The organism is Pedococcus bigeumensis, assembly GCF_006438965.1.
Lineage (GTDB): Bacteria > Actinomycetota > Actinomycetes > Actinomycetales > Dermatophilaceae > Pedococcus > Pedococcus bigeumensis_A.
In genome coordinates this window covers 57,209-83,091 of the sequence record NZ_RCZM01000005.1, presented here as the reverse complement: position 1 = coordinate 83,091, position 25,883 = coordinate 57,209, and the positions used below count along the sequence as shown (strand labels likewise).

The following is a 25,883-nucleotide window of genomic DNA, read 5'->3' as shown; positions in this document are numbered from 1 at the left end:
GGGCCTTGTTCGGGCAGGAGCGATGAACTCCTGCTGAGGGGGATTCGTAGCAACTACCGGGACGGATTCCCGTCCCGGCGCATCTTCATGGAGATCGGGCCAGGAGACGCGCTCGAGAGAACTGTCCAGGAGGTCTGCATGAACTCACTCAAGAAGTGGGGCGTCATCGCGTCAGCGGCGGGGCTGGGTGCCGTCGGTGTCCTCGGAGTCGGCGCCGCCGCCTCAGCCGGAGATGGCAACCACAAGTCCTTCACCATCACCGAGAGGCTCAGCGGCTACCACGAGACGCCGTTGGCCCTCTCCACGAGCGGGTCCGGCTCGATCCGGCTGCGCATCAACCCGGACGCCGGCACCATCGCCTACACGGTGCGGTACGCCAACCTCGAGGGCACCGTCACCCAGTCGCACATCCACTTCGGGTCGCCCTCCCAGACGGGCGGGGTCAGCGTCTTCCTCTGCAGCAACCTCGGCAACGGTCCGGCAGGCACCCCCGCCTGTCCGACGACCAACCCCGGCGAGGTCAGCGGGACGCTCAGTGCAGGTGACGTGATCGGGCCGGCCGCGCAGGGCATCACCGCCGGACAGTTCTCCGAGCTGCTCGCCGCCATCCGGGCCGACTCGACCTACGCCAACGTCCACAGCACGCTCTATCCCGCGGGTGAGATCCGCAACCAGCTCAGCAGCCACGACCACCACTGACCCGCGACCGTCGCGCCCGGCCCGCCACTCGCGGTCCGGGCGCGTCTGCTGCAATGGGGCGCATGACCGCCCCCGACCTGCCCCCGCTCGAGGAGCTGCTCGCGGGGCTGCGGGTGGTGTCCATCCCGATGCGGGTCCGGTTCCGGGGCGTAATGGTGCGTGAGGCTGCCCTGCTGCAGGGTCCTTCCGGCTGGGGCGAGTTCTCCCCGTTCCTCGAGTACCCGCCGGCCGAGTCCTCCCGGTGGCTGGCCGCCGCCATCGAGGCGGGGTGGGGCCAGTGGCCTGCCGCCATGCGCGACAGCATCCCCGTCAACGCGACGGTGCCCGCCGTGGCCCCGGACCAGGTCGCCGGAGTACTGGCCCGCTTCGACGGCGCGACGACCGCGAAGGTCAAGGTCGCCGAGCAGGGCCAGAGCATCGAGGACGACGTATGCCGCGTGGCTGCGGTCCGCGATGCGATAGGGCCGGGTGGGCGGATCCGGGTGGACGCGAACGGCGGGTGGTCCGTCGACGAGGCAACGGACGCGCTGCGGAGGCTCGCGGCATACGGGCTGGAGTATGCGGAGCAGCCGTGCGCGGAGGTGAGCGAGCTGCGCGAGCTGCGCCTGGCGCTGGCACGCAACGGCATCGCCGTGTTGGTCGCCGCCGACGAGTCGATCCGCAAGGCGGCGGACCCGATCCGGGTGGCGCGCGAGGAGGCCGCGGACCTCGTGGTCGTCAAGGTGGCACCGCTGGGAGGCGTGGCCCGTGCGCTGGAGGTGGTCGCCGACTGCGGGCTCCCGGCCGTGGTCTCCTCGGCGCTCGACACGTCGGTGGGGATGGCTGCGGGGGTTGCCCTGGCGGCAGCACTGCCCGATCTCCCGTTTGCGTGCGGGCTGGGGACCGTGGCCCTGCTGGAGGGCGACGTCTGCAAGGACTCGCTGACCCCTCGCGGGGGCGCCCTCCCGGTGGGTCGTGCCGCCCCCGACGAGGCCTTGCTGACCCGCTGGACCGCGTCGGCGGCGCGTGAGGGCTGGTGGCGCGCGCGGGTCGAGGCGGCGCATTCGCACCTGACCAGCAGCTCGGACACCCTTGACGAAGACGCAGACCGCCGACGGCAATAGAGTCGGGCCCGTGAACATCGTCTTCGTCGAGCCGGGGTTCCCCGCCAACCAGCGCCGCTTCGCCCTCGCCCTGGCCTCCGTGGGGGCCAACGTCATCGGGATCGGGGAGTCCGACGAGTACACCCTCGACGAGGAGCTCCGTGGCGCGATGAGCGGCTACTACAAGGTCGGATCGGTCACCGACCTGCGGGCCATGACCGAGGCGGTGCGGTTCATCCAGTCCAAGGTGTGGGTGGACGGTCTCGAGGCGACCGTCGAGGCGCACACGATGGTCGCGGCGCAGGTCCGCGAGGCCACCGGCATCCCCGGCACCTCGGTGCGCACCACCTGGCTGTGCCGCGACAAGCCCTCGATGAAGCAGGCCCTGCGCGAGGTCGGCGTGCCGACCGCCGCCTCGGCCGCCGTCGACCATGCCCACGAGGCGTGGGCCTTCGCCGAGACCGTCGGCTACCCGCTCATCCTCAAGCCCCGTGACGGTGCCGGGGCCAAGGACACGATGCGGGTCGACAACGACACCGAGCTCGCGCACGCGCTCACCGAGTTCGGCTCGCACGGTGCGGCGTCGATCGCCATCGAGGAGTTCGTCGAGGGCCACGAGGGCTTCTACGACACCATTGCCAAGGACGGCCGGATCGTCCACGACTGGACCACGCACTACTACCCCAACGTCCTCGAGGCGATGCGCAGCCGCTGGATCTCACCCCAGTTCGCCACCACGAACCGGATGGCCGACTCGCCCTTCTACGCCGAGGTGGCCGCGATGGGCGCGCGCGTCAGCGAGGCCCTCGGCATCGGGACGAGCGCCACGCACATGGAGTGGTTCCACGGGCCGAAGGGCCTCAAGTTCTCCGAGATCGGTTGTCGGCCGCCCGGCGTCGGGTGCTGGGACCTCTACTCCGCGAGCAACGACGTCGACGTCTACCGCGAGTGGGCGCACGTCATCACGCACGGCGTCCCCGAGCAGGCGATGCGACGGCCCTACTCCGCCGGGATCATCGCGCTGCGTCCCGACGCCGACGGGCACATCACCGGCTACTCGGGCATCGACGACATCCAGGGTCGCTACGGCGAGTGGATCATCGACGCCCACTTCCCGCCGCAGGGTCACCACACCCAGCCCGTCGAGGCCGGCTACATGGCCAACGCCTACGTGCGGATGCGTCACCCCGACTACGACACCCTGCGCGCCATGCTCGACGACGTGGGCCAGACCGTCCACGTCCACGCGGGCTAGTCGCCGCCCCTGATGCGCACCGTGCTCCTCGGGCCGCAGCGGTTCATGACCACGGCCGGCACCGCCCTGCGTTCCCTCGGTGTCGAGGGACCCGTGGCGACCATCAACGCCGGATGGGAGGAGCGGGAGGACGTCGTCGACGAGCTCGACACCGTCCTGGGCGGCGACACCAGGCACCTCCGCCTCTACCACCGCAGCCTGGACGTCATCGCCAAGGATGCCGAGTTCGGTTCTGCCGCCCTGGCTTTCAGGGACCGGCATGATGCCCTCCTCGCCATGTACCGGCTCCGCCTCCAGAACGCCATGGACGGCGTGTATGCCGTGCAGCGCCGTACCCGCGAAGGTGACGGGCGCGCGCGGGATGATCACCCGGCACACGCCGCGCTGGACGACTCGATCGCGGTGGTCCGGCACGTCGACAACTGGTACGGGACCGAGCTCAAGAACCTCTATGCGGAGATCGATGCAGCCGCGCCCATCGACGGCAGCGGCGTCATCGGTTGGCACCGCGGTGAGCTCGCCGAGCTGCTCGGCCAGTCTGCGGCGGTGGTGCTGACGGGTGGGCACGTCGGTACGTTGCTGCGGACGTTGCGGCTGTTCGCGATCCAGCTCCCCGACGAGGTGCCCGTGATCGCCTGGTCAGCCGGCGCCATGGCCCTGACCGAGCGCGTCGTGCTCTTCCACGACCACGGCCCGGAGGGAAACACCGAGGCGGAGGTGTTCGACCGCGGGCTGGGCCGCGTGACAGGCGTGGTGGCGCTGCCGCACGCTCGGCGGCGGCTGCGGCTCGACGACCGCGACCGCTGTGCCGTGATGGCACGCCGCTTCACCGACCAGCACTGCGTCCTGCTCGACGACGGCACCGCACTCGAGCTGACGGAGGACGGCAGCCTGCCGCTCGGCGCGCGGATCCTCGGCATTGATGGTGCGGTTCACGAGCTCGGGGCGGCGAACGGGTCGAAAGCCGTGAACGATGCGCCGGGCGGGCACCAGGTCATGGACGGCAGGGGGCCCGGATCATGAACCAGGGACGGCTGGCCGTCAACCGGTTGCGAGAGCGCCTGCCCCTGGACGGGGCGGCGATCGACCGGTTCGTCGCGCGGCACGGGGCCCCGATCATCGAAGGGGAGCGGGCGACGTTCCTGTTCCGTGGCGAGGCCGACGAGGTGCGGGTCCGGCACCGCGTCGTGGGGCTCCCGGACCCGCTGCCCATGAAGCGGCTGCCCGACACCGACCTGTGGGCAGCGACGACCGTCCTGCCGGCGGGCTCGCGGGTCGAGTACCAGCTCGAGACCCGCAACGGCGAGCACTACGCGACCTTCAACGACCCGCTCAACCAGCGGGTTGCGCACTCTCCGATGGGGTCGAGCTCGGTGTGCGCCGCGACCGGCTACCAGGTCCCGGACTGGGTGCACCACGACCCGGAGGCCCGGCCGGGCGAGATCGTCGAGGACGCGCTGCACTCCAAGTCGTTGCGCCGCGAGCAGCCGGTGAAGCTGTACCTGCCGGCTCGTTACAACCCGGTGCTGCGCTATCCACTGCTGGTGGTCCACGACGGCGACGACTACCTCAACTACGCGGCGATGAAGACGGTGCTGGACAACCTCATCCACCGGCTCGACGTCGCCCCGCTCGTCGTCGCGTTCGTGGCTCCTCGTGACCGGTTGCGGGAGTACCCCAACCACGCTCCGCACGCTCGGTTCATCGCCCGCGAGCTGGTGCCGGCACTGGCCGAGCGCCTGCCGCTCATCGACGACCCTCAGGCCCGAGCCCTGATGGGGTCGAGCTTCGGCGGTGTCGCTTCCCTGTCGACGGCGGTCCGGTATCCAGGTGTGTTCGGATCGCTGTTCCTGCAGTCCGCCTCGCTCGTCTTCACCGACATCGGCAACGACCACGGTGGCGGACCGGCGTTCGACCCGGTGGTGAAGTTCGTCAACCGCTACCGCGCCAAGCCGACCGCCCCGGTCGAGCGGTTGTTCATGAGCTGCGGGATCTATGAACCGCTCATCACCCCCAACCGGTCGATGGTGCCGGTCTTCCGCTCCGCAGGCATGACGGTCAAGTACGTCGAGGCGCGCGACGGACACAACTGGGAGGACTGGCGCGACCGGCTGCGCGACGGCCTGTCGTGGCTCTTCCCCGGCCCACAGAAGTTCGTCTACGAGTAGCGGATCCGAGCACCACCACCGAACGAGCACGCGAACACCAAGGAGGCAGACGTGAAGGTCACCGAACGCTGGCATTCCGAGCGGATGGGGCGCGACATCAGCCTGGTCCGCTGGGGCCACTACGGCGTGCCCGTGCTGCTGTTCCCGACCGCCGGCGGTGACGCCGAGGAGGTGGAGCGGCACCGGCTTGTCGGCACGCTCCAGCCGATGATCGAGGCGGGCCGGATCAAGGTCTACTCGTGCGACAGCGCGGCCGGCCAGGCGCTGCAGCGCAACGAGGGGTCGCCGGAGCACCGGATGTGGCTGTTCAACCAGTACCACCAGGCCATCGCCGAGGAGGTCGTCCCCGCCATCCACGCCGATAGCTCACCCCAGGCCGTGGTCGTGGCCGGCGCCTCCGTCGGCGCGTTCAACTCCTACGCCATGATCTGCCGCTACCCCCACCTGTTCGCGGCCGCGGTCTGCATGAGCGGCACCTTCCACGTGGAGAAGTTCATCGGCGGCGAAACCACCGAGGACTGGTTCTACTCCTCTCCGCTGCAGTTCCTCCCCGGGCTCGAGGGCCCCGCGCTGGAGATGCTGCGTCGACGCTACGTCGTCCTCGCCTCGGGCAGCGGCCGCTGGGAGGATGTCGGTGAGTCGTGGGCGGCCGCGGATGCGTTGGGCCGCAAGGGAGTTCCCAACCGAGTCGACGACTGGGGCGACCGCTACGACCACGACTGGCCGACCTGGTGGGAGATGCTGCCGCTCTACCTCGACGACCTGGTTCCGTGACCGACTCACCTGTCCCCGAGTCGTCGGTGGGTGGCTCGCTGGCCGCACGCCTCGCGGCGGCCGTCGATGCCGGTATGCCGCGGGCTCGCGACGACCTCGCCCGTCTCGTCGCGCTGCGGTCGGTGGCGAACCCGGCGATCGAGCCCGAGAGCGAGTGCCGCGCCGCAGCCGCGCTGGTAGGAGAGCTGTTCACCGACACCGGTGTGGACGGCATACGGGCGCATCCGACACCGGACGGCTCGCTCGCGGTGGTGGGGCGCACGGCTGGTCCCGAAGGCACGCCGAGAGTGCTGCTCTACTCGCATTACGACGTCGTACCGGTCGGTGACCCCGCAGGGTGGCAGACGCCGCCGTGGGAGCTGACCGAGCGCGACGGACGTTGGTACGGAAGGGGATCCGCGGACTGCAAGGGCAACCTCGTGGCCAGCCTGCTCGCCCTGCGGGCGCTTCGCGCGGTGCTCGGCGGGTGGCCGGTCGAGGTCGCCGTCGTCTGCGAGGGGTCGGAGGAGCAGTCGAGTGGAGGCATGGAGGCGCTGGCGCGGGCCAACCCGGAGCTGGTGCAGTGCGACGCCCTCGTGCTCGCGGACACCGGCAACGTCGAGGCGGGCCTGCCCACCCTGACCACGTCGTTGCGGGGCACCGGCAGCGTCCTGATGACGGTGCGCACGATGCAGCACCCGGCGCACTCGGGCATGTTCGGGGGCGCTGCCCCCGACGCGCTCCAGGCCCTGCTGATGGCGCTGGCCAGCCTGCGTGACGCCTCTGGTGAGACCACCATCGACGGGCTCGACCACGACGGAGTCTGGGACGGTGCGCCCTTTGACAGCAACAGGTTCCGTGATGACGCGAGTCTCGTCGACGGCGTGGACCCGCTGTCGGGCGCCGGCTCCATCGCCGACCTCCTGTGGGCCAGACCCGCGGCCACGGTGCTGGCGATCGACTGCCCGCCGATTTCCCAGGTGACGGCCGCCGCCCAGGGGGAGGCGCGTGCTGTGGTCAACCTGCGAGTGCCCGCCGACACGGACGCGGCGGCGGCCCAGCGGCTGCTCATCGAGCACCTTCGGTCACACACCCCGTTCGGCGCGCAGGTGGAGATCGAACCCGTCTCGCTGGGACACGGCTTCCGCGCGCGGACCGACGGGTCGGCCTACGCGGCGATGCGACGGGCGATGCGCACGGCGTTCGGCTGCGACGCGGTGACGACCGGTCAGGGCGGTTCGATCCCCCTGGCTACGGCGCTGGCCGAGCTGGTTCCCGGCGCCGAGATCATGCTGCTCGGGGTGGAGGAGCCCGCGTCCCGGATCCACTCGCCCGGCGAGAGCGTCGACCCGGACGAGCTGCGCCGCACGGCCCTGGCCCAGGCGTTGTTCCTGGCCGACCTCGGCGGGTTGCTGACGGAGGAGGGGTCGTGAGAGTCCGCTGGGTCTGGGCGTTCCTGGATCTTCCCGAGCAGGGATTCGACGACGCTGTCGAGTACTGGCGCTCCGCGACCGCCACGGTCGTCTCGCCGCTGCGCGGTGACCGCGAGGAGTTCGCCACCCTGCTCCCCGCCGACGGCTCGGCGTGGGTCAAGGTGCAGCGGGTCGGAGGCCGCGGCGGGGTGCACCTCGACCTCGACGTGCAGGAGCCCCTCGAGACGGCCCGCGAAGAGGCCCTTGGGCTCGGCGCTGAGGTGCTCGCCGAGGTGCCCGACGACGACGGGGTTCTGGGCGTGGTCGTGTGTCGCTCGCCAGGGGGCTTCCTCTTCTGCCTGACGCGGTGGCAGCCGCACGAGTCGGCCGCCGGCCAGGTCCGATCGGGTGTCCAGACCCTGCTCGACCAGGTCTGCCTCGACGTCCCCCGGTCCGCGTATGCCGCGGAGCTCGGCTTCTGGTCTGCCCTCACCGGGTGGGAGGTCCGGCAGGGGAGCGTCCCGGGATTCACGAGCCTTCTCCGCCCTGACGGCATACCGGTGCGGCTGCTGCTGCAGCAGCTGGTGGAAGACGAAGGCGACGTGCGGGCGCACGTGGACTTCGCGTGCCTCGACCGAGATGCCGAGACGGCGCGGCACGTCGCCCTCGGTGCCACTGTCGAGCGTGTCGAGGCTGTCTGGACGGTCCTGGTCGACCCGGCGGGGCGCCGCTACTGCCTGACCGAGCGGGACCCGCTCACCGGACTGTTATCGCGCTAGGTCGTCCACAGCCGGCGTGGGCCCGCGCTTCGCTCCACAGCCCCAGCTCAGGGGGCTGGGTGACGGGGACTGACCGCGACAGGGTTGCCGCATGGTGGGGGACCCGCAACAGATCAGGGCACTCGCGGCGCGGCTGCGCGCCGACGCCGACCGACTTCGTCTGCTCGCGGGGAGGGTCGGCAGGACGCGCGACGTCGCGTGGCGCTCGCGGGCGGCAACCCTGTTCCGCGAACGGGTTGGCGAGCGAGCTCACGCGTTGCAGCGCTCTGCCAGGACCCTCGATGAGGCGGCGCAACGGGTCGACGCCCATGCCGACGGGGTCGAGGTGGCGAGGGCCCAGGTGGTCAGGGTGGCCGGCCTCGGCGCGGACCTGGCGAGGGCGGCCGGCGACGCCGTGTCGCGAACGGTCGATCGCCGATGAGCCAGGTGGGAGGGGGCGCGGACGGGCCAGGCGACCGGCTGTGGGTGCGGGGCGGATCAGGCGGGACCGCCGTCGGCCTGGAGGCCCTCGACGCCGCAGCCGGCGTGCTGGCCGACGTCGCGCAGGAGGTGGCGCTGGTCGTCTGGCGAGTGGGCGCCGTGGCGACCGATGCAGACCTCGTGGCCGGGTCGGTGCTCAGCCCGGTCACCGGCGCCGGGGCCGATGCGGCGCTCGCCGCGGCGGCGGGGCCTGCCGCTCTGTCCGGCGACGCCACGGGCCTGGTTGCGTTGTCGACCGCGGTGCGGGCGGCCGCGGCGGCGTACCGACGCGGCGAGGCAGCGGCGACCCGCGCCGTCGAGCGGGCCCAGGACACGGTGATGTTCGTCGTCGGCGGTCTGGCGCCCGAGATCCTCGTGGGGGTGCTGGCCCTCGACGCGCTCGGCGTCGACGTGGCCGGCTTGCTCGACCAGCTGGCGTTCGACGAGCCGGGCATCGCAGACCTGGCCGGGGGAACCGAGGGTCTGGTCGTGGGTCTGCGGTCCAACCCGCTCACCTCGCCGTTCCTGCCCGCGCCACCACGGACCGACGGACTCACCGACGACCAGGACTACGAGGCGGCAGTGCGGATGCTGGCCGATTCGGCCGCCCCCTGGGGTCTGTTGTCCGACCGAGGTCGAGCCCGGGTGACCGCGGAGCCATCCCCGCGTGCCGGAGCCGGGGTTCCGCTCAGTCTGGAGGACCTGGCGGCCGACCAGCGCAACCTGGGCGACGGCGAGGACTACGCCGGACACGTCCGGGTCATCGAGGTGCCGCAGGCGAAGGGCTCGGCGTGGATCGTCGAGATCAGCGGCACCCAGGTGTGGGACCCCAGAGCCGGGCAGAACCCGTTCGACGTCACCACTGACGTCCGTTCGATGGCCCAGGACGCGACGCTGCTGGCTGATGGCGTCCAGCAGGCGCTGGAGCAGGCCCAAGCGGCGTCGGCAGCAGCGGGAGGTGCCCGCGACGGGGACTCGAACCCGGGACGAGAGTTGGGGCTGGGGCTGGGTCCGGAGGCAGCCACGGATCCGGTGATGCTCGTGGGCCACAGCCTCGGCGGGATCGCCGCGGCCGGGCTGGCCTCGTCACCGCGCTTCACCCAAGCCCACCAGGTGACCCACGTCGTGACGATGGGCTCACCCGTGGGGCGGATGCCGGTGCCGGCCGGCATCGAGGTCCTCTCCCTCGAACACACCCAGGACGCCGTGCCTCGTCTCGATGGCCAGGCCAACCCCGATCGGGCGACCTGGGTCACCGTGTCGCGAGACCTGGGCGACGGCGGTGTGGACCGAGCCAGCGAGGCCCACGACACCAGGCACTACATCGACACCGCGGCCCTCGTGGACGATTCGGCCGAGCCCTCGGTGGCGACCTGGAGGACCACCAGCACTGCCTTCTTCGCGGGGGACGACCACGGGGAGCCGGTCGTCCGAGACTTCGCGATCGAGCGAGTCGCGCCATGAGCCGCGGTCCGCCCCCATGGGGTGGGTGGCACAATCCGAGGCGTGAACCCGTCGACTGCTCTCGCCACTGTGCTCGTCGACGAGCTCATCAGGCAAGGCGTGCGGCATGCTGTGCTGTGCCCCGGCTCGCGCTCGGCGCCGCTGGCCTACGCGCTGCAGGACGCCGACCGCGAAGGACGGCTGACGCTGCACGTCCGTGTCGACGAGCGATCCGCAGGCTTCCTCGCGCTCGGCCTCGCCAAGCTCACCCGGGTGCCGGCCGTCCTCGTGACGACCTCCGGCACCGCGGTTGCCAACCTGCACCCAGCGGTGCTCGAGGCGCACCATGCGACCGTGCCGCTCCTCGTCCTCAGCGCCGACCGGCCACCGGAGCTCCGGGGGACCGGCGCTAACCAGACGACCGTGCAGCCAGGAATGTTCGGCGGCGCGGTGCGCTGGTCCCACGAGATCGGCACCCCGGAGCGCCGGGCGGGACAACAGGCTCACTGGCGCAGCACCATCTCCCGGGCAGTGGCCGCCGCTCGAGGGCTGGGGGGTGACCCGGGTCCGGTCCACCTGAACGTTCCGTTCCGCGAACCGCTCGTCCCGACCCCGGACGAGGGTGACTGGCCTGAGCCCTTGGAGGGTCGAGGCGACGCTGCGCCCTGGACGAGCGTGACCTCTGCGGAGCCGGCCGGCGCCGACCCACTCCTGCCCGTCGCGCGCACCCTGGTGGTCATCGGAGACCTGCCCGACCCCGAGCAACGTGACCGAGCCCTGGACTGGGCTGCTGCGCACGGCTGGCCAGTGGTGTCTGAACCCTTCGGGAGCCATCCGCGGGTCGTCGTCCCCCACGGCCCGCTGCTGCTCACGGCAGCAGCCTGGCTCGACGACCACGCGCCGGACCGCGTGGTCACGGTCGGCCGCGTCACCCTCTCGCGCGCCGTGGCAGCCCTGCTCAGACGCCAGGGGCTGCGGGTCGAGACCGTCCCCGCCACGAGCCCCTGGACCGACACGTCGGCGGTGGTCGCCGCGGTCCACCCGCTCGGCGTGCTCGCGACCAGGCCCACGGCCGCACCTGACCTCGACTGGGCGACCAGCTGGCAGCAGGCCGGCCAGGCAGTCGCCAAGGCGCTCGCCGACCAGCCTCCCCACTGGCCGTCAGCCCACGCGGTGGCTCGGGCCGTGCTGGGTGCCCTGCCGGCCGGGTCGACGCTGTTCCTCGGCTCGTCAAACGCGGTGCGTGACGTCGACCTCGCGCTGAACTCATCCGGGGACGACCTGACCATCGTCGCCAGCCGTGGGCTCGCAGGGATCGACGGCTGTGTCTCCACCGCGGTGGGGGTGGCGCTGGGTGGCGCGCAGCCGGCATACGCACTCGTCGGGGACCTGACCTTCCTGCACGACGCGAACGCACTGCTGGTGGGTCCCGACGAGCCGGTGCCGGACCTCACGGTGGTCGTCACCAACGATGACGGCGGTGGCATCTTCACCCTGCTCGAGCCGGGCGAGCCGCGGCGCGCCGCCGACTTTGAGCGCGTCTTCGGGACTCCCACCGGCACGAACCTGAACGCGTTGTGCGCGGCCCACGGCGTCGCCCACACGCTGGCCGCCAGCGCCGACGACCTCGCCAGGGCGGTGGCCGCCCGTAGGCGTGGCCTGCACGTGGTCGAGGTGCGCACCGCACGCGGTGGCCACCGGGAGGCCAACGAGCGGCTGCGCGAGCTGGCGGCAGCGGCTCTGGCCGGGGAGGGGGCGTGACCACGGCCCCTCGCACGGCCCCGCGTCTGGAGGACGTGGCCCGGGTTGCGGGAGTTTCGCACCAGACGGTGTCGCGTGTCGTGAACGGCTCGGCCCGGGTGGCTCCCGACACTCGTGCCCGGGTGCTCGAGGCGGTTGCCGAGCTCGGGTACCGGGGCAACAGTGCAGCCAAGGCGCTGGCCACGCAGAAGAGCGGCGTCGTCGGTGTGGTCGTTGCAGGACTTGGCTTCTTCGGACCGTCGAGCACCGTGGTGGGCCTCGAGGTGGCTGCCCGCGCCGAGGGCTACGGCATGGTGCTCGCCTCCCTGCCCGAGGTGACCCCGAAGGCGACCCAGGATGCCCTCGAGCACCTGGTGGGGGAGTCGGTCGAGGCCATCGTCCTGATCGCCCCGGTCGACACAGGCCTGGACCTGGGAGTGGGGTCACGGCTGCCGGTCCCCGTGGTGGTGCTCGACGCCAACCCGGTGCGTGCCCGCCTGTCGGTCGGCGTGGACCACGAGGCCGGCGCGCGGTTGGCCACCCAGCACCTCATCGACCTCGGGCACCGCAACATCGCCCACCTCAGCGGTCCGTCGGACTGGTACCAGGCCGAGGCCCGCATGCACGGCTGGCGCGCGGCGATGGACGAGGCGGGGCTGCCGGTGTCCGAGCCCCTGATGGGGGACTGGACCGCCTCCAGCGGCTACCGCCTCGGCCGTCGACTCGCCGCAGCCTCAGAGGTGACGGCGATCTTCGTGGCCAACGACCAGATGTCGATCGGTGTGCTGCGGGCTCTCGCGGAGGCCGGCCGCACGGTGCCCGGCGACGTGAGCATCGTCGGTTTCGACGACCTTCCCGAGTCCGAGTTCTTCACGCCGCCGCTCACCACCATCCGGCAGAACTTCGTGGCCCTGGGTCGCGGGGCCATGGGTCTGCTCACCTCCGCGCTCCGTGGCGAGCTCGACGAGGGGACCGTCACGGTGCCACCCAAGCTCGTGGTGCGGGCGTCGACCGGGCGTCGTCGCGGCTGACCGCGTCGCCCTGGCGCGTTGCTCCGGGTCGAACCGGGCCAATTTCCGGCTGTCCCTTGACAGGGCTGATGTTAGCGCTAACATCACTGGTTAGCGCTAACACGCGACGGCTCACTGACGAACCACCAGCACGAGGAGCGTTCGATGACGAACGAGGACCACGACGACAGCTATGTCGTCGGCGTCGACTTCGGGACGCTGTCCGGCCGTGCCGTGGTGGTCCGGGTCAGCGACGGTGCCGAGCTGGGCAGCGCGGTCAGCGTCTACCCCCACGCGGTCATCGACGAGGTGCTCCCGGGCACCGGCGAGCGGCTCCCTCCCGAGTGGGCCCTGCAGGTCCCCACCGACTACGTCCACGTCCTCCGGACCGCGGTTCCCGAGGCCCTGCGTGAGTCGGGTGTCGCCCCGGGGCAGGTCGTCGGCATCGCCACGGACTTCACGGCCTGCACGATGGTTCCCACCTTGGCGGACGGCACCCCGCTCTGCGAGACGGCCGACTTCGCGTCCGAGCCGCACGCCTACGTCAAGCTGTGGCGCCACCACGCCGCCCAGGGCCAGGCCGACCGCATCAACGCCCTCGCCGACGAGCGCGGTGAGCAGTGGTTGGGTCGCTACGGCGGCCTCATCTCCTCGGAGTGGGAGTTCGCCAAGGGCCTGCAGATCCTCGAGGAGGCCCCGGCGGTGTATGCCGCGATGGCCCACTTCGTGGAGCTCGCGGACTGGATCGTGTGGCAGCTGTGTGGGGAGTACGTCCGCAACGCCTGCTCCGCCGGATACAAGGGGATCTACCAGGACGGCGAGTACCCGAGCCGGGACTTCCTCACAGCGCTCGACCCCCGCTTCGCCGGCTTCGTCGAGGACAAGCTCGAGCACCGGATCGGCCAGCTCGGCGAGCCCGCGGGACACCTGACCGCGGAAGCCGCCTCGTGGACCGGGCTGCCCGAGGGCATCGTCGTCGCGGTCGGCAACGTCGACGCCCACGTGTCGGCACCCGCAGCCCAGGCCGTCGAACCCGGACAGCTCGTCGCGATCATGGGCACCTCGACCTGTCACGTCCTCAGCAGCGCCGTGCTGCGCGACGTCCCGGGCATGTGCGGCGTCGTCGACGGCGGCATCATCCCCGGTCTCTGGGGCTACGAGGCCGGGCAGTCGGGGGTGGGAGACATCTTCGGCTGGTTCGTCCAGACCTGCGTCCCGCCGCAGTACCACGCGGCAGCGGAGCAGGCCGGGGTGTCCGTCCACGAGCACCTCACCGAGCTGGCCGCGGCGCAGCCCATCGGCGCCCACGGGCTCCTGGCGCTCGACTGGCACAGCGGCAACCGCTCGACCCTCGTGGACCACGAGCTGTCCGGGCTCGTGGTCGGCCAGACGCTGGCGACGCTCCCCGAGGACACCTACCGCGCGCTGCTCGAGTCCACCGCGTTCGGCGCCAGGGTCATCGTCGAGGCGTTCAGGGGTGCCGGCGTGCCCGTCACCGAGTTCATCGTCGCGGGCGGGTTGCTGCGCAACCCGTTGCTGATGCAGATCTACGCCGACGTCCTCAACCTGCCCTTGTCGGCCGTGAAGTCCGGGCAGGGTCCAGCGCTCGGGGCGGCAATCCACGCCGCGGTGGCCGCCGGGGCCTACCCCGACATCCGCAAGGCCGCGCAGGCCATGGGCGGTCGCACCGTCGGGGCCTTCACGCCGGTCCCGGAGAACGTCGCCGCCTACGACGAGCTGTATGCCGAGTACCTCGCGCTGCACGACCACTTCGGTCGCGGCGGCAACGACGTCATGCGCCGCCTCAAGACGATTCGCCGGAAGGCCCTCTCATGAGCATCCTGACCATGCCCGCGGTGCGCGAGGCCGTCGACGCGCTGCGAGTCTCGGTCGCGGACCTACACGCCGAGCTCACCCGCAACTCCCTGGTGGTCTGGACTGCCGGCAACGTCTCGGCGAGGGTTCCGGGCGAGGAGCTGCTGGTGATCAAGCCGTCCGGCGTCACCTACGACCAGCTCACCGCGGACGTGATGGTCGTGACCGACTTCGAGGGCCGACTGGTCGAAGGATCGCACGCGCCCTCCTCCGACACCGCCGCCGCTGGCTATGTCTACGCCCACCTGCCCGAGGTCGGGGGAGTCGTCCACACGCACTCGACCTATGCCACGGCCTGGTGCGCCCGGCGCGAGCCGATCCCCTGCGTCCTCACGATGATGGCGGACGAGTTCGGCGGAGACATCCCCATCGGCCCGTTCGCCATGATCGGCGACGACTCCATCGGCCGCGGTCTGGTCCAGACCCTGGCCGGCACCCGGTCCAAGGCAGTCCTGATGGGTGGGCACGGCCCCTTCACGGTGGGTCCCGACGCCCGTGCAGCCGTCAAGACGGCCGTGATGCTCGAGGACGTCGCGCGCACCGTGCACGTCGCCAGCCAGCTGGGCAACCCATGGCGCCTCGACCAGGCCGACATAGACCGGCTCTACGACCGCTACCAGAACGTATACGGGCAGAAGGGAACTCCCACCTCATGAGCAGTCAGCCGACGATCTGGTTCCTCACGGGCAGCCAGAGCCTGTACGGCGAGGACGTGCTGCGCCAGGTCGCCACACAGTCCGCCGTCATCTCGGACGCCCTCCGCGACGCCGGGACTCTGCCTGCCGAGGTGGTGGCCAAGCCGATCCTGACCGACGCCGCGTCGATCCGCCGGGTCATGCTCGACGCCAACAGCGACGACGACGTCGTCGGGGTGATCGCGTGGATGCACACGTTCTCCCCGGCGAAGATGTGGATCTCCGGTCTCGACGCCCTGGCCAAGCCGCTGCTGCACCTGCACACGCAGGCCGGACGCGACCTCCCGTGGGCGACCATCGACATGGACTTCATGAACCTCAACCAGGCCGCCCACGGCGACCGCGAGTTCGGATACATCCAGACCAGGGTCGGGGTCACCCGCAAGACCGTGACAGGGCACGTCAGCGACCCCACGACGGTCGAACGCGTGGCGACCTGGGCCCGCGCCGCTGTCGCCCGGGCGTCCCTGCGCACGCTGCGGGTGGTGCGCTTCGGCGACAACATGCGCGACGTCGCCGTCACCGACGGAGACAAGGTCGAGGCCGAGCTGCGTCTCGGGGTCTCGGTCAACACCTACGGCGTGAACGACCTCGTGACCGTCGTCGACCAGGTGGCCGACGCCGACGTCGACACGCTCGTGAAGGAGTACGAGGACCTGTATGCCGTGGCGCCGGAGCTGCGCGCGGACGGTGCACGGCACGCGTCCCTGCGCTACGGGGCACGGATCGAGCTCGGCCTCCGGACCTTCCTCGAGGAAGGCGGCTACCACGCCTTCACCACCAACTTCGAAGACCTCGGCGGCCTGCGCCAACTGCCCGGCCTGGCGGTGCAGCGCCTCATGGCCGACGGCTACGGTTTCGGCGGGGAGGGCGACTGGAAGACCTCGGTCATGCTCCGCACGCTGAAGGTGATGGCGCAGGGGCTGCCGGGCGGCACCTCGTTCATGGAGGACTACACCTACCACCTGGAGCCTGGTCGCGAGCTGATCCTCGGCGCCCACATGCTCGAGGTCTGTCCGTCGATCGCGGCCGAGCGGCCGACCCTCGAGATCCACCCCCTCGGCATCGGGGGGCGCGAGGACCCGGTGCGGCTCGTGTTCACCGCCGCACCCGGCGAGGGCATCGTGGTGGGGATCTCCGACCTGGGTGACCGGTTTCGGCTCACGGCGAACGAGATCGACGTCGTGCCACCACTGGCGGACCTGCCCAACCTCCCGGTCGCCCGGGCCGTGTGGAGCCCGCGTCCCGACCTGCGCACTGCAACCGAGTCCTGGTTGGTCTCAGGAGGTCCGCACCACACGGTGCTGTCCACCGCCCTGACGGCTGAGCACCTCCACGACTTCGCCGAGATGACGGGCCTCGAGCTGGCCCTCATCGACGCCGACACGACCACCCGCGGCTTCGTTCGCGAGCTGCGGTGGAACGCCGCTTACCACCGGCTGGCGCAAGGCCTGTGAGGCACCGTGCCCGTTGGCGCACAACTGAATAACCGAACACCCATCAATACCTCAGCCGGCGTCTCCGCAGGTTGACATCCATGGAATGGAGCACACAGTGCGCAGAATCATCGCGGTAGCGGCCGTCGGCCTCCTCGCAGTCGGCCTCAGCGCCTGCGGTCGCCAGACGGACGACGCCTCGTCCGGCAGCAAGGCTGCCAACGTCAAGGGCACCATCGGCGTGGCGATGCCCACCAAGACGTCCGAGCGGTGGATCAAGGACGGCGACTACATCAAGCAGCAGCTCGAGGCCGCCGGCTACAAGGTCAACCTCCAGTACGCCAACGACGACATCCCCACGCAGGTCACCCAGGTCAACGACATGGTGACCAAGCAGAACCAGGTCCTCGTCGTCGCCTCCATCGACGGCACTGCCCTCAAGGGTGCCCTCAAGGAGGCCAAGGACGCCGGCATCCCGGTGATCGCCTACGACCGGCTGCTGCGCGACACCGACGCCGTCGACTACTACACCACCTTTGACAACCTCAAGGTCGGCAAGCTGCAGGCCGAGTCCCTGCTCGCCGGCCTCGAGGCGAGTGGCGCTCCCAAGCCGTGGAACGTCGAGCTCTTCGCCGGCTCCCCGGACGACAACAACGCCACGTTCTTCTTCAACGGCGCCATGCAGGTCCTCCAGCCGAAGATCGACGCGGGCGACATCAAGATCGCGTCCGGCGAGACGAACTTCAAGACCGTGGCGACCCTTCGCTGGGACGCGGCGGTGGCCAAGAAGCGCATGGAGAACGTGCTGACGAAGTCCTACTCCAAGGCTGACGTGAACGGCGTGCTGTCGCCCTACGACGGTCTGTCCCGTGGCATCATCGCCGCCCTCAAGGGCAGCGGTTACGGCAGCGGCGGCAAGAAGCTCCCGGTCGTCACCGGTCAGGACGCCGAGCTCGAGTCGGTCAAGTCGATCCTCGCGGGCGAGCAGTACTCGACGGTCTTCAAGAACACCCGGGACCTGGCCCAGGCCACGGTCACGATGATCACCGAGATCGCGGGCAAGAAGACCGTCACGGTCAACGACACCGAGTCCTATGACAACGGCGTCAAGAAGGTCCCGACCCAGCTGCTCGACCCGGTGGCTGCCGACAAGTCCAACGTCAAGGACATCCTGCTCAAGGCGAAGTACTACACCGAGGCCGACCTCAAGTAGGACGCCCCACCAGCTCCGTGGCGGCGGACGGATGACCGTCCGCCGCCACGGACACCAGGCAGGTGGCAGTGCCACCCGCATCCCGATAGACACAACCACGACCACCACCCACGGAGGCTGCGCGGATGTCCACCCCGATCCTCACGATGCGCGACATCACCAAGGAGTTCCCGGGAGTCCGGGCGCTGTCGGACGTGAACCTGTCCGTGCAGCGAGGCGAGATCCACAGCATCTGTGGTGAGAACGGTGCCGGGAAGTCGACCCTGATGAAGGTGCTTTCCGGCGTCTACCCGCACGGGTCCTACCTCGGCGACATCGTCTTCGAGGGCCAGGAGATGGAGTTCAAGGGCATCCGCGACAGCGAGGCCGCTGGAATCGTCATCATCCACCAGGAGCTGGCGCTCATCCCCGAGCTCTCGATCGTCGAGAACCTCTTCCTCGGAAACGAGCAGGGAAAGGCCGGAGTCATCAACTGGCCGGTCGCGCGCCAGCGTGCCCTCGACCTGCTCGCGCGGGTCGGGCTCGACGAGGACCCGAACAGCCAGGTCAAGAACATCGGCATCGGCAAGCAGCAGCTCGTCGAGATCGCCAAGGCGCTGGCCAAGGACGTCAAGCTGCTCATCCTCGACGAGCCCACCGCCGCCCTGAACGACACCGACAGCCGGCACCTCCTGGACCTGTTGCTCGGCCTCAAGGCCAAGGGCATCACGTCGATCATGATCAGCCACAAGCTGGGCGAGATCGAGGAGGTGTCCGACTCGATCACCATCATCCGCGACGGCCGCACCATCGAGACGCTGGACGTCACCATGGGCGAGGTCAACGAGAACCGGATCATCCGCGGGATGGTCGGCCGCGACCTGGACCACCGGTTCCCGCCACACGAACCCTCGGTCGGCGACCTCCTGCTCGAGATCCGTGACTGGTCGGTCGGACACCCACACGACTCGTCGCGTCTCGTCGTCAAGAACGCGAACCTCAGCATCCGCCGCGGCGAGATCGTCGGCCTGGCCGGACTGATGGGTGCCGGGCGCACCGAGCTGGCCCGCAGCGTCTTCGGTGAGTCCTACGGCCACAAGCTCGGCGGCGAGCTGGTCAAGGACGGCCGGACCCTGCGCGCGAACACCGTCCAGAAGGCCATCGACGCCGGGCTCGCCTACGTCACCGAGGACCGCAAGAGCCTGGGGTTGAACCTGCTCGACACGATCAAGGTGTCCATCACCGCAGCGGGCCTCAGGAAGATCCGGCGTCGGGGCGTCGTCGACGAGCGCGAAGAGGTCCTTGCGGCCGAGCGCTACCGCAAGAGCATGAACATCAAGACCCCGAGCATCGAGGAGGGTGTCGCCAAGCTGTCCGGCGGCAACCAGCAGAAGGTGGTCCTCGGCAAGTGGATGTTCACCGAGCCCGACGTGCTGATCCTCGACGAGCCCACGCGGGGCATCGACGTCGGCGCCAAGTACGAGATCTACGAGATCATCAACCGCCTCGCCGACAGCGGACGCGGCGTGCTCGTGATCTCCTCCGAGCTGCCCGAGCTGCTCGGGCTGTGCGACCGCATCTACACGCTCAGCGCCGGCGTCATCACTGCCGACGTCCCCCGTGCCCAGGCCGACCAGGAAATCCTCATGCGTTACATGACCCAGCGAAAGGCAGACTGACATGGCGACTGACATCGCCCCTGCGCCCCCGGCTCCCGCGCCGCCCACCCAGTCACTGGTCAGCGAGATGCGCAAGGCGCTCAGTGGCAACATCCGCCAGTACGGGATGATGATCGCGCTGCTGCTGCTCGTGCTCATGTTCCAGGTGCTGACGGACGGCCTGTTCCTCCAGCCACGCAACGTCACGTCGCTGCTCGTCCAGAACGGCTACATCCTCATCCTGGCCATCGGGATGGTGATGGTCATCATCGCCGGCCACATCGACCTGTCGGTGGGCTCGGCGAGTGCATTCGTCGGGGCCACGGTGGCGCTCTCGATGGCCAAGCTCGACCTGCCGTGGCCGGCAGCGATCCTGCTCGGCCTTGCCCTCGGCATCCTCGTGGGCATCTGGCAGGGCTTCTGGGTCGCCTACGTCGGGATCCCTGCCTTCATCGTCACCCTCGCGGGCATGCTGCTCTTCCGCGGTCTGGACCTGATGATCCTCAACGCCGAGTCCATCCCTGTGCCGGAGAGCTTCCAGAAGATCGCCAACGGCTACCTGCCCGAGGTGGGACCGGTCACCGGGTACCACAACCCCACGCTCGTCCTGACGCTCCTGGCCATCGCGGTGATCGTCTACCTCGAGCTGCGGCGCCGGTCCGACCTGCGCCGCTACGGCATGGAGGTGCCGCGCCTCACCCTCAGCGTGATCAAGCTGGTCGTCATCTGCGGCCTCCTGCTGGGCTTCGGCCTCCTGCTGGCGTCCTACAAGGGCGTGCCGGTCGTCGGCCTGATCCTCGGCGGCCTCGTCGTGCTCTACACCTTCATCACCCAGCGGACCGTGCTGGGTCGGCACATCTACGCCGTCGGGGGCAACTCCAACGCGGCCCGCCTCTCGGGTGTCGACACCAAGCGGATCGACTTGTTCGTCATGGTCAACATGGGCTTCCTGGCCGCCATCGCCGGGATGGTCTTCACGGCATACCTCAATGCCGCGAACCCCAAGGACGGCGTCGGCTTCGAGCTCGATGCGATCGCGGCCGTCTTCGTGGGTGGTGCGGCGGTGGCCGGCGGTGTCGGCACCGTGACGGGTTCGATGATCGGCGGCCTCGTGATGGGCGTGCTCAACCTCGGCCTGGCCAACATGAGCGTGGACAGCAACTTCGTCCAGATCATCAAGGGCCTGGTGCTCCTCGGGGCGGTGGCGTTCGACGTCTACTCCAAGAGCCAGGGCAAGCCGAGCTTCATCGGGATGATCCTCAGAGGTATGCAGCGTGGTGGCGGCGGAGGGGACGGCTCCGGTGACGCCGGTGGCGGCGGCGGGCCGTCGACGCCCGTGGCCGAGGGCGAGGAAGGGTCCGGTTTCCGCAACGCCAGCCGGTCGCACACAGGCGTCGTCGAGATGGGTTCACCAGCGAACCCACAACCCTCGGCCGGGTAGCCCCGCTGCGCCCGACCCGGGTCAGCGGGTCGGGCGCAGCGGCAAGCCGCGGACGATCAGGTCCTCGCGCAGGTGGTCCGCACCGGTGAAGTGCAGCGCATCGAGCCCGGTCTCGGACGCCGCCAGGACGTTGGCGGGGCTGTCGTCGATGAAGATGCAGTCATCCAGGCCGGCCCGGTGCCGGATGCGTTCCTCCAGGACCTCGAAGATCTCCGGGTCGGGCTTGGCCACGCCTTCCTCGCCGGACACGATGATGTCCTCGAACAGCTCGAGGAACTCGAACTGCTCCAGTGCCACGGGGAACAGGTCGGCCGACCAGTTGGTCAGCGCGAAGAGGGGCACCTCCGCCTCGTGCAGCTCGCGCAGGATGGCCACGCTGCCAGGGACCTCTCCCACGAGGGAGGCGCCGAAGTGCTCCCGGTACGCGAGGATCTCCTCGGCGTAGTGCGGATGCGAGTCCAGGGCCGCCTGCTCTGCCTCCGCGAGGGTGCGACCCGCGTCGTTGGCGTGGTTCCAGGACGCGAAGTCGAAGTCCGGGTTGGCCACGAAGGCGACGGCCCGCTCGGTGCCCACCGCGGCGGCGATGGCGGCGACCGGGTCCCAGCGGATCAGGACGTTCCCGAGGTCGAAGACGACGGCATCGGCCGGTCGAGGCCCCAGGTCTGCGGCGTTCGAGGGCTCGGTGCCGTCCGCGTCGACCACGGCAGTCAGTCTGCCGTGAGGGAGTCGGTCGTGAGGGCATCCCGCATCGGGACGAGCTTGGCGTCGGACTCGGCGACCTCGGAGTCGGGGTCCGACCCGGCGACGATCCCGCAGCCGGCGAACAGCCGCATCGCCGAGGCGTCGTCGGGCTCGAAAGCCCCGCAGCGCAGGGCAATTCCCCACTCGCCGTCACCGGTCGAGTCCATCCAGCCGACAGGCCCGGCATAGCGCCCGCGGTCCATTCCTTCGAGCTCGGTGATGAGGTCGTCCGCCACGGCAGAGGGGGTGCCGCACACCGCGGCACTGGGGTGCAGTGACGCCGCGAGGGTCAGCGAGGTCGCCCGGTCCGCCAGCACCCCTGCGACATCGGTGGCGAGGTGCATGACGTTCGACAGGTGCAGGACGAACGGCGCCTCGGGCACGTTCATCGACGAGCAGTGCGGGCGCAGGGCGTCGGCCACCGACCGGACGGCGTACTCGTGCTCCTCGAGGTCCTTGCTGGACCTGGCCAGTGAGGCCGCCAGGGCCAGGTCGTGCTCGTCGTCACCCGTGCGGCGGATCGTCCCGGCCAGGACCCGAGAGGTGACCAGGCCCTTCTCGAGACGGACCAGCATCTCAGGGGTCGCGCCCACGAGCCCGTCGACCGCGAAGACCCAGGTCGTGTCGTAGCGCTCCGCCAGTCGCGTGAGCAGCCAGCGCGGGTCGATCGGAGCCTCGGCACTGACCCGCAGGTCGCGGGCCAGGACCACCTTGTCGAGGGTGCCGCCGGTGATCCGCTCCACCGCGCGTTCCACCGCACCGGCCCAGGCGGCGGGAGCCAGCGCGCCGTCGGCGAACGCGACACCCTCCGGCTCGCGCGGCTGCGACTGGCGCGGCACGACGGGCGTGGGCAGCTCGTCACCGGTACCGATGGTGGTCACCCACCACTGACCGTCCCGTGCGCCCACGACCACCTCGGGCACGACCAGGGTCGCCCCGGCCGGTGAGCCCGCGGCATACGAGATCGAACCGAAGGCAACCGGACCGGTGCCGGGCAGGGACACCTCGTTGCGCACGACGGCGCCGTCGACGACGTCACGCCACCATGCCTCGGCACGCTCGAACCGGTCGGGGCCGTGGGCGGTGAACTCCAGGGCGCGGCCCCAGCCGACGAGTCCCTCTCCGCGACGGACCCAGCTGAACAGCTCGGTCGGGTCGGTGCGGTCCGGGAGGAGGCTGAGCAGCAGGCCCGGGTCGTGCAGTGCCACGGTGCGGGCGACCACGGGTGAGCCGTGTGGTCGCGGCGCGTGCTGGGGCGTGGGAAGGCTGGTCATGTCGGGGAAAGCCTACGGCGCGCTCGTCGGTACGCAGCGGGAGGTGCGCGGTGAGTCACACGTCGGGGCACCTGACCGTGCGAGGCGCGTCGAGCCGCGCGAGATCGGTCTCGCGCCGGATGGGAGGATGACCGGCATGACCCGTGCCAGCCTCGACAAGGATCCCCGCGACGTCGCCGCGATGTTCGACGACGTGGCCGGCAAGTACGACCTGACCAACGACGTCCTCTCCCTCGGGCAGGACCGGCTGTGGCGGCGGGCGGTGCTCAAGGCGGTGGCGGCGCAGCCCGGTGAGACGGTGCTCGACATCGCGGCGGGGACCGGCACCAGCAGTGAGCCGTTCGCCGCCCACGGGGTCAACGTGGTGCCGGCGGACTTCTCGTTGGGGATGCTGCGCGTGGGCAACCGACGTCGCCCCGACCTGGGTTTCACGGCGGCCGACGCGATGCGACTGCCGTTCGCGGACAACAGCTTTGACGCCGTGACGATGTCATTCGGGCTGCGCAACGTGTCGGGCGTCGAAGGTGCCCTGGGGGAGTTCCTCCGGGTGACCAGGCCCGGCGGCCGGCTGGTGGTGTGCGAGTTCAGCCAGCCGGTCAACGGCGCCTTCCGCAAGGTCTACTCCGAGTACCTCATGCGGTCGCTGCCCCCCATCGCCCGCAAGGTCAGCAGCAACCCCGAGTCCTACGTCTACCTCGCGGAGTCGATCCAGGCGTGGCCGGCGCAGCGAGCGCTCGCCGAGCGCGTCTCGTCGGTCGGCTGGAGCGAGGTCGGCTGGCGCAACCTGACCGGCGGCATCGTGGCGCTGCACCGGGCGGTGAAACCGGCTGCTTGACCTTGACCACTGGGTTAGGTTCGCCTAACTGGTGACCGGACGGCGGGTCGGGAATAGACTCCGCATTTGAAGTTCGTGAAGACGTTCACAAGCGTGTGAGGCAGGCGTGACAGACACCATCAGCGAGGCCGCCGGAGGCATCTCCGCAGGCCCACCCACCGAGACCGCCGACGTCATCGTCGTCGGTGCCGGTCCCGCGGGATCGGCCACCGCGGCATACCTCGCCATGGCTGGCCTGGACGTGCTCGTCCTGGAGAAGACGAACTTCCCGCGCGAGAAGGTCTGCGGCGACGGGCTCACCCCCCGGGCCGTCAAGGAGCTCATCACCCTCGGCATCCCCACGCCCGAGGACGACGGCTGGATCAAGAACCACGGCCTGCGGATCATCGGCGGCGGCATGCGCCTGTCCCTGCCCTGGCCCGACCTCGCGAGCTTCCCGCCCTACGGCCTGGTCCGGACGCGGCAGGACTTCGACGACATCCTCGCCAAGCACGCGGTGAAGCACGGTGCCCGCCTGCGCGAGGCCACCAACGTGACCGGTCCCATCCTCGACAGCAGGGGCGCCATCGTGGGCGTCACCGCCAGGGCGGTGGACGAGAAGGGCCGCGCCACCGGCCCAGAGCTCCGGTATGCCGCGCCGCTGGTCGTCGCCGCGGACGGCAACTCCTCGAGGCTGTCCCTGTCGATGGGCCGCGAGAAGCGTGAGGACCGCCCGATGGGTGTGGCCGTGCGCACCTACTACACGAGCCCCCGCCACGACGACGACTACCTCGAGTCCTGGCTCGAGCTGTGGTCCACCGACGACCACGGCAAGAAGGTGCTGCTGCCCGGCTACGGCTGGATCTTCGGCGTCGGCGACGGCACCTCGAACGTCGGCCTCGGGATCCTCAACACCTCCAGCGCGTTCGGCAAGACCGACTACAAGGACGTCATGCGTCGCTGGGTCGCGACGATGCCCGAGGACTGGACCTACAGCGACGAGACGATGGTCGGCCCGATCCGCGGCGCAGCACTGCCGATGGGCTTCAACCGACAGCCGCACTACGACAACGGCCTCCTGCTCGTCGGCGACGCCGGTGGCATGGTCAACCCGTTCAACGGTGAGGGCATCGCCTACGCAATGGAGTCCGGGCGACTGGCGGCCGAGGTGATCGCGCAGGCGTTCGCCCGCGGCACCGACGCCCAGCGCGAGCGCGTGCTGCAGTCCTACCCCAAGGTGATGGCCGACTCCTTGGGCGGTTACTACACGCTCGGGCGCTACTTCGCGAAGATGATCGGCAACCCCGAGATCATGCGGCTGGCCACCAAGTACGGCCTGCCCCGCACCACCTTGATGAAGTTCCTCCTGAAGGTGATGGCCAACCTCGCCGAGCCGCACGGCGGCGACGCGAGCGACCGCCTGATCGTGGCCATGTCGAAGATGGCGCCGGACGCATGACCCGGCGTGCATTCTCTGGCGGCCCCCCTAGGATTGGGCCGCACCGCAAGGACGCGAGCGGGGCCGCAGACGGCAGGGACGTCGGCAGCACCCACGGCAGTAGCGAGCACAGAAAGGGAGTGGCACGGCGATGAGCAATCCCTACGTCCCGTTGCTTTTCCTGTTGGCCATCGGTGGCGGCTTCGCCGTCTTCTCGGTCTTCGCCGCGGCGATCTCGGGACCCAAGCGCTACAACCGCGCCAAGCTGGACGCCTACGAGTGCGGCATCGAGCCGACGCCCCAGGCCATCGGCGGTGGGCGGGTGCCGATCAAGTACTACCTGACCGCAATGCTCTTCATCATCTTCGACATCGAGTCGGTGTTCCTCTACCCGTTCGCGGTGGCCTTCAACCAGCTCGGCCTCTTCGCACTCGTGGAGATGGTGCTGTTCATCCTGACCGTGTTCGTGGCCTACGCGTACGTGTGGCGCCGCGGCGGCCTCGAGTGGGACTGACGAGG

At 70.3% G+C, this 25,883-nt stretch carries 23 protein-coding genes; 21 read left to right on the top strand and 2 right to left on the bottom strand.

All coding sequences use genetic code 11. The features are described from left to right. Positions 1–138: 138 nt before the first annotated feature. The 18 genes from EAH86_RS14500 (at position 139) to mmsB (ending at position 21,097) form a co-directional block, all read left to right on the top strand. Positions 139–699 carry a CHRD domain-containing protein gene (locus EAH86_RS14500; RefSeq protein WP_161988664.1) on the top strand — a complete coding sequence of 187 codons (561 nt, stop codon included), beginning with the start codon at positions 139–141 and terminating at the stop codon, positions 697–699. A gap of 62 nt (positions 700–761) precedes the next feature. After that, the gene (locus EAH86_RS14495; protein ID WP_140742010.1) at positions 762–1,802 is read left to right on the top strand and encodes an o-succinylbenzoate synthase; all 1,041 of its coding nucleotides are present in this window, start codon (positions 762–764) and stop codon (positions 1,800–1,802) included. A 10-nt stretch (positions 1,803–1,812) separates the two neighbouring features. Beyond that, positions 1,813–3,036 carry an ATP-grasp domain-containing protein gene (locus EAH86_RS14490; protein WP_140742008.1) on the top strand — a complete coding sequence of 408 codons (1,224 nt, stop codon included), beginning with the start codon at positions 1,813–1,815 and terminating at the stop codon, positions 3,034–3,036. 12 nt (positions 3,037–3,048) lie between these two features. Beyond that, positions 3,049–4,059 (top strand): Type 1 glutamine amidotransferase-like domain-containing protein, encoded by a 1,011-nt coding sequence (locus EAH86_RS14485; RefSeq protein ID WP_140742006.1) that lies wholly within the window; start codon positions 3,049–3,051, stop codon positions 4,057–4,059. After that, positions 4,056–5,204: an alpha/beta hydrolase-fold protein gene (locus tag EAH86_RS14480; RefSeq protein WP_140742004.1), complete on the top strand. Its 1,149-nt coding sequence runs from the start codon at positions 4,056–4,058 to the stop codon at positions 5,202–5,204. Before EAH86_RS14485 ends, EAH86_RS14480 begins: the two co-directional genes overlap by 4 nt. A gap of 51 nt (positions 5,205–5,255) precedes the next feature. Continuing rightward, positions 5,256–5,978 carry an esterase family protein gene (locus EAH86_RS14475; RefSeq protein ID WP_140742002.1) on the top strand — a complete coding sequence of 241 codons (723 nt, stop codon included), beginning with the start codon at positions 5,256–5,258 and terminating at the stop codon, positions 5,976–5,978. Next, the gene (locus tag EAH86_RS14470; protein ID WP_241668383.1) at positions 5,975–7,390 is read left to right on the top strand and encodes a M20/M25/M40 family metallo-hydrolase; all 1,416 of its coding nucleotides are present in this window, start codon (positions 5,975–5,977) and stop codon (positions 7,388–7,390) included. The genes EAH86_RS14475 and EAH86_RS14470 overlap by 4 nt, the downstream gene beginning before the upstream one ends. Then, positions 7,387–8,148 (top strand): VOC family protein, encoded by a 762-nt coding sequence (locus EAH86_RS14465; RefSeq protein ID WP_140742000.1) that lies wholly within the window; start codon positions 7,387–7,389, stop codon positions 8,146–8,148. Before EAH86_RS14470 ends, EAH86_RS14465 begins: the two co-directional genes overlap by 4 nt. Before the next feature lie 91 nt (positions 8,149–8,239). Continuing rightward, entirely contained in the window at positions 8,240–8,569 is a 330-nt protein-coding gene (locus EAH86_RS14460; protein WP_140741998.1) for a hypothetical protein, read from the top strand. Further along, positions 8,566–10,071: a hypothetical protein gene (locus tag EAH86_RS14455; RefSeq protein WP_140741996.1), complete on the top strand. Its 1,506-nt coding sequence runs from the start codon at positions 8,566–8,568 to the stop codon at positions 10,069–10,071. The genes EAH86_RS14460 and EAH86_RS14455 overlap by 4 nt, the downstream gene beginning before the upstream one ends. Positions 10,072–10,113: 42 nt before the next feature. Next, positions 10,114–11,811, top strand: coding sequence for a 2-succinyl-5-enolpyruvyl-6-hydroxy-3-cyclohexene-1-carboxylic-acid synthase (menD, locus tag EAH86_RS14450; RefSeq protein WP_140741994.1), 1,698 nt, complete (start codon positions 10,114–10,116; stop codon positions 11,809–11,811). Next, positions 11,808–12,821, top strand: coding sequence for a LacI family DNA-binding transcriptional regulator (locus EAH86_RS14445; RefSeq protein ID WP_206665842.1), 1,014 nt, complete (start codon positions 11,808–11,810; stop codon positions 12,819–12,821). Before menD ends, EAH86_RS14445 begins: the two co-directional genes overlap by 4 nt. A gap of 144 nt (positions 12,822–12,965) precedes the next feature. Further along, positions 12,966–14,636 carry a ribulokinase gene (araB, locus tag EAH86_RS14440; protein ID WP_140741992.1) on the top strand — a complete coding sequence of 557 codons (1,671 nt, stop codon included), beginning with the start codon at positions 12,966–12,968 and terminating at the stop codon, positions 14,634–14,636. Further along, positions 14,633–15,331, top strand: a complete 699-nt coding sequence (locus EAH86_RS14435) for an L-ribulose-5-phosphate 4-epimerase (protein WP_140741990.1) — start codon at positions 14,633–14,635, stop codon at positions 15,329–15,331. The genes araB and EAH86_RS14435 overlap by 4 nt, the downstream gene beginning before the upstream one ends. Continuing rightward, entirely contained in the window at positions 15,328–16,827 is a 1,500-nt protein-coding gene (gene araA, locus EAH86_RS14430; RefSeq protein ID WP_140741988.1) for an L-arabinose isomerase, read from the top strand. Before EAH86_RS14435 ends, araA begins: the two co-directional genes overlap by 4 nt. Positions 16,828–16,924: 97 nt before the next feature. Continuing rightward, on the top strand, positions 16,925–18,019 hold the full coding sequence (gene chvE, locus EAH86_RS14425; protein WP_241668382.1) for a multiple monosaccharide ABC transporter substrate-binding protein: 1,095 nt from the start codon (positions 16,925–16,927) through the stop codon (positions 18,017–18,019). Positions 18,020–18,144: 125 nt separating this feature from the next. After that, positions 18,145–19,677, top strand: coding sequence for a multiple monosaccharide ABC transporter ATP-binding protein (mmsA, locus tag EAH86_RS14420; protein ID WP_140741984.1), 1,533 nt, complete (start codon positions 18,145–18,147; stop codon positions 19,675–19,677). 1 nt (position 19,678) lies between these two features. Beyond that, on the top strand, positions 19,679–21,097 hold the full coding sequence (gene mmsB, locus EAH86_RS14415; RefSeq protein ID WP_170212811.1) for a multiple monosaccharide ABC transporter permease: 1,419 nt from the start codon (positions 19,679–19,681) through the stop codon (positions 21,095–21,097). Between the two features lie 21 nt (positions 21,098–21,118). On the opposite strand, the gene EAH86_RS14410 is transcribed toward mmsB, so the two are convergent. Together EAH86_RS14410 and EAH86_RS14405 are read right to left on the bottom strand one after the other, a co-directional pair. Further along, positions 21,119–21,799, bottom strand: coding sequence for an HAD family hydrolase (locus EAH86_RS14410; protein ID WP_140741982.1), 681 nt, complete (start codon positions 21,797–21,799; stop codon positions 21,119–21,121). A 5-nt stretch (positions 21,800–21,804) separates the two neighbouring features. Next, positions 21,805–23,112 carry an isochorismate synthase gene (locus tag EAH86_RS14405; RefSeq protein ID WP_140741980.1) on the bottom strand — a complete coding sequence of 436 codons (1,308 nt, stop codon included), beginning with the start codon at positions 23,110–23,112 and terminating at the stop codon, positions 21,805–21,807. A 136-nt stretch (positions 23,113–23,248) separates the two neighbouring features. Between EAH86_RS14405 and EAH86_RS14400 the strand changes: the two genes are divergently transcribed. From EAH86_RS14400 to EAH86_RS14390, 3 genes are all read left to right on the top strand, one after another. Then, positions 23,249–23,947, top strand: coding sequence for a demethylmenaquinone methyltransferase (locus tag EAH86_RS14400; protein WP_140741978.1), 699 nt, complete (start codon positions 23,249–23,251; stop codon positions 23,945–23,947). A gap of 106 nt (positions 23,948–24,053) precedes the next feature. Next, a complete protein-coding gene (locus tag EAH86_RS14395) occupies positions 24,054–25,385 on the top strand; it encodes a geranylgeranyl reductase family protein (protein ID WP_241668381.1) in 1,332 nt (443 codons plus the stop codon). Positions 25,386–25,515: 130 nt separating this feature from the next. Then, positions 25,516–25,878, top strand: coding sequence for an NADH-quinone oxidoreductase subunit A (locus tag EAH86_RS14390; RefSeq protein ID WP_140741976.1), 363 nt, complete (start codon positions 25,516–25,518; stop codon positions 25,876–25,878). Positions 25,879–25,883 lie beyond the last annotated feature (5 nt).

Coding starts and splice junctions, on each gene's coding strand:
- EAH86_RS14405 (WP_140741980.1), bottom strand. CDS start 23,112: ATGACCAGCCTTCCCACGCCCCAGCACGCGCCGCGACCACACGGCTCA.
- EAH86_RS14455 (WP_140741996.1), top strand. CDS start 8,566: ATGAGCCAGGTGGGAGGGGGCGCGGACGGGCCAGGCGACCGGCTGTGG.
- araA (WP_140741988.1), top strand. CDS start 15,328: ATGAGCAGTCAGCCGACGATCTGGTTCCTCACGGGCAGCCAGAGCCTG.
- EAH86_RS14390 (WP_140741976.1), top strand. CDS start 25,516: ATGAGCAATCCCTACGTCCCGTTGCTTTTCCTGTTGGCCATCGGTGGC.
- EAH86_RS14400 (WP_140741978.1), top strand. CDS start 23,249: ATGACCCGTGCCAGCCTCGACAAGGATCCCCGCGACGTCGCCGCGATG.
- EAH86_RS14495 (WP_140742010.1), top strand. CDS start 762: ATGACCGCCCCCGACCTGCCCCCGCTCGAGGAGCTGCTCGCGGGGCTG.
- mmsB (WP_170212811.1), top strand. CDS start 19,679: ATGGCGACTGACATCGCCCCTGCGCCCCCGGCTCCCGCGCCGCCCACC.
- EAH86_RS14460 (WP_140741998.1), top strand. CDS start 8,240: ATGGTGGGGGACCCGCAACAGATCAGGGCACTCGCGGCGCGGCTGCGC.
- mmsA (WP_140741984.1), top strand. CDS start 18,145: ATGTCCACCCCGATCCTCACGATGCGCGACATCACCAAGGAGTTCCCG.
- EAH86_RS14500 (WP_161988664.1), top strand. CDS start 139: ATGAACTCACTCAAGAAGTGGGGCGTCATCGCGTCAGCGGCGGGGCTG.
- EAH86_RS14480 (WP_140742004.1), top strand. CDS start 4,056: ATGAACCAGGGACGGCTGGCCGTCAACCGGTTGCGAGAGCGCCTGCCC.
- araB (WP_140741992.1), top strand. CDS start 12,966: ATGACGAACGAGGACCACGACGACAGCTATGTCGTCGGCGTCGACTTC.
- EAH86_RS14485 (WP_140742006.1), top strand. CDS start 3,049: ATGCGCACCGTGCTCCTCGGGCCGCAGCGGTTCATGACCACGGCCGGC.
- EAH86_RS14435 (WP_140741990.1), top strand. CDS start 14,633: ATGAGCATCCTGACCATGCCCGCGGTGCGCGAGGCCGTCGACGCGCTG.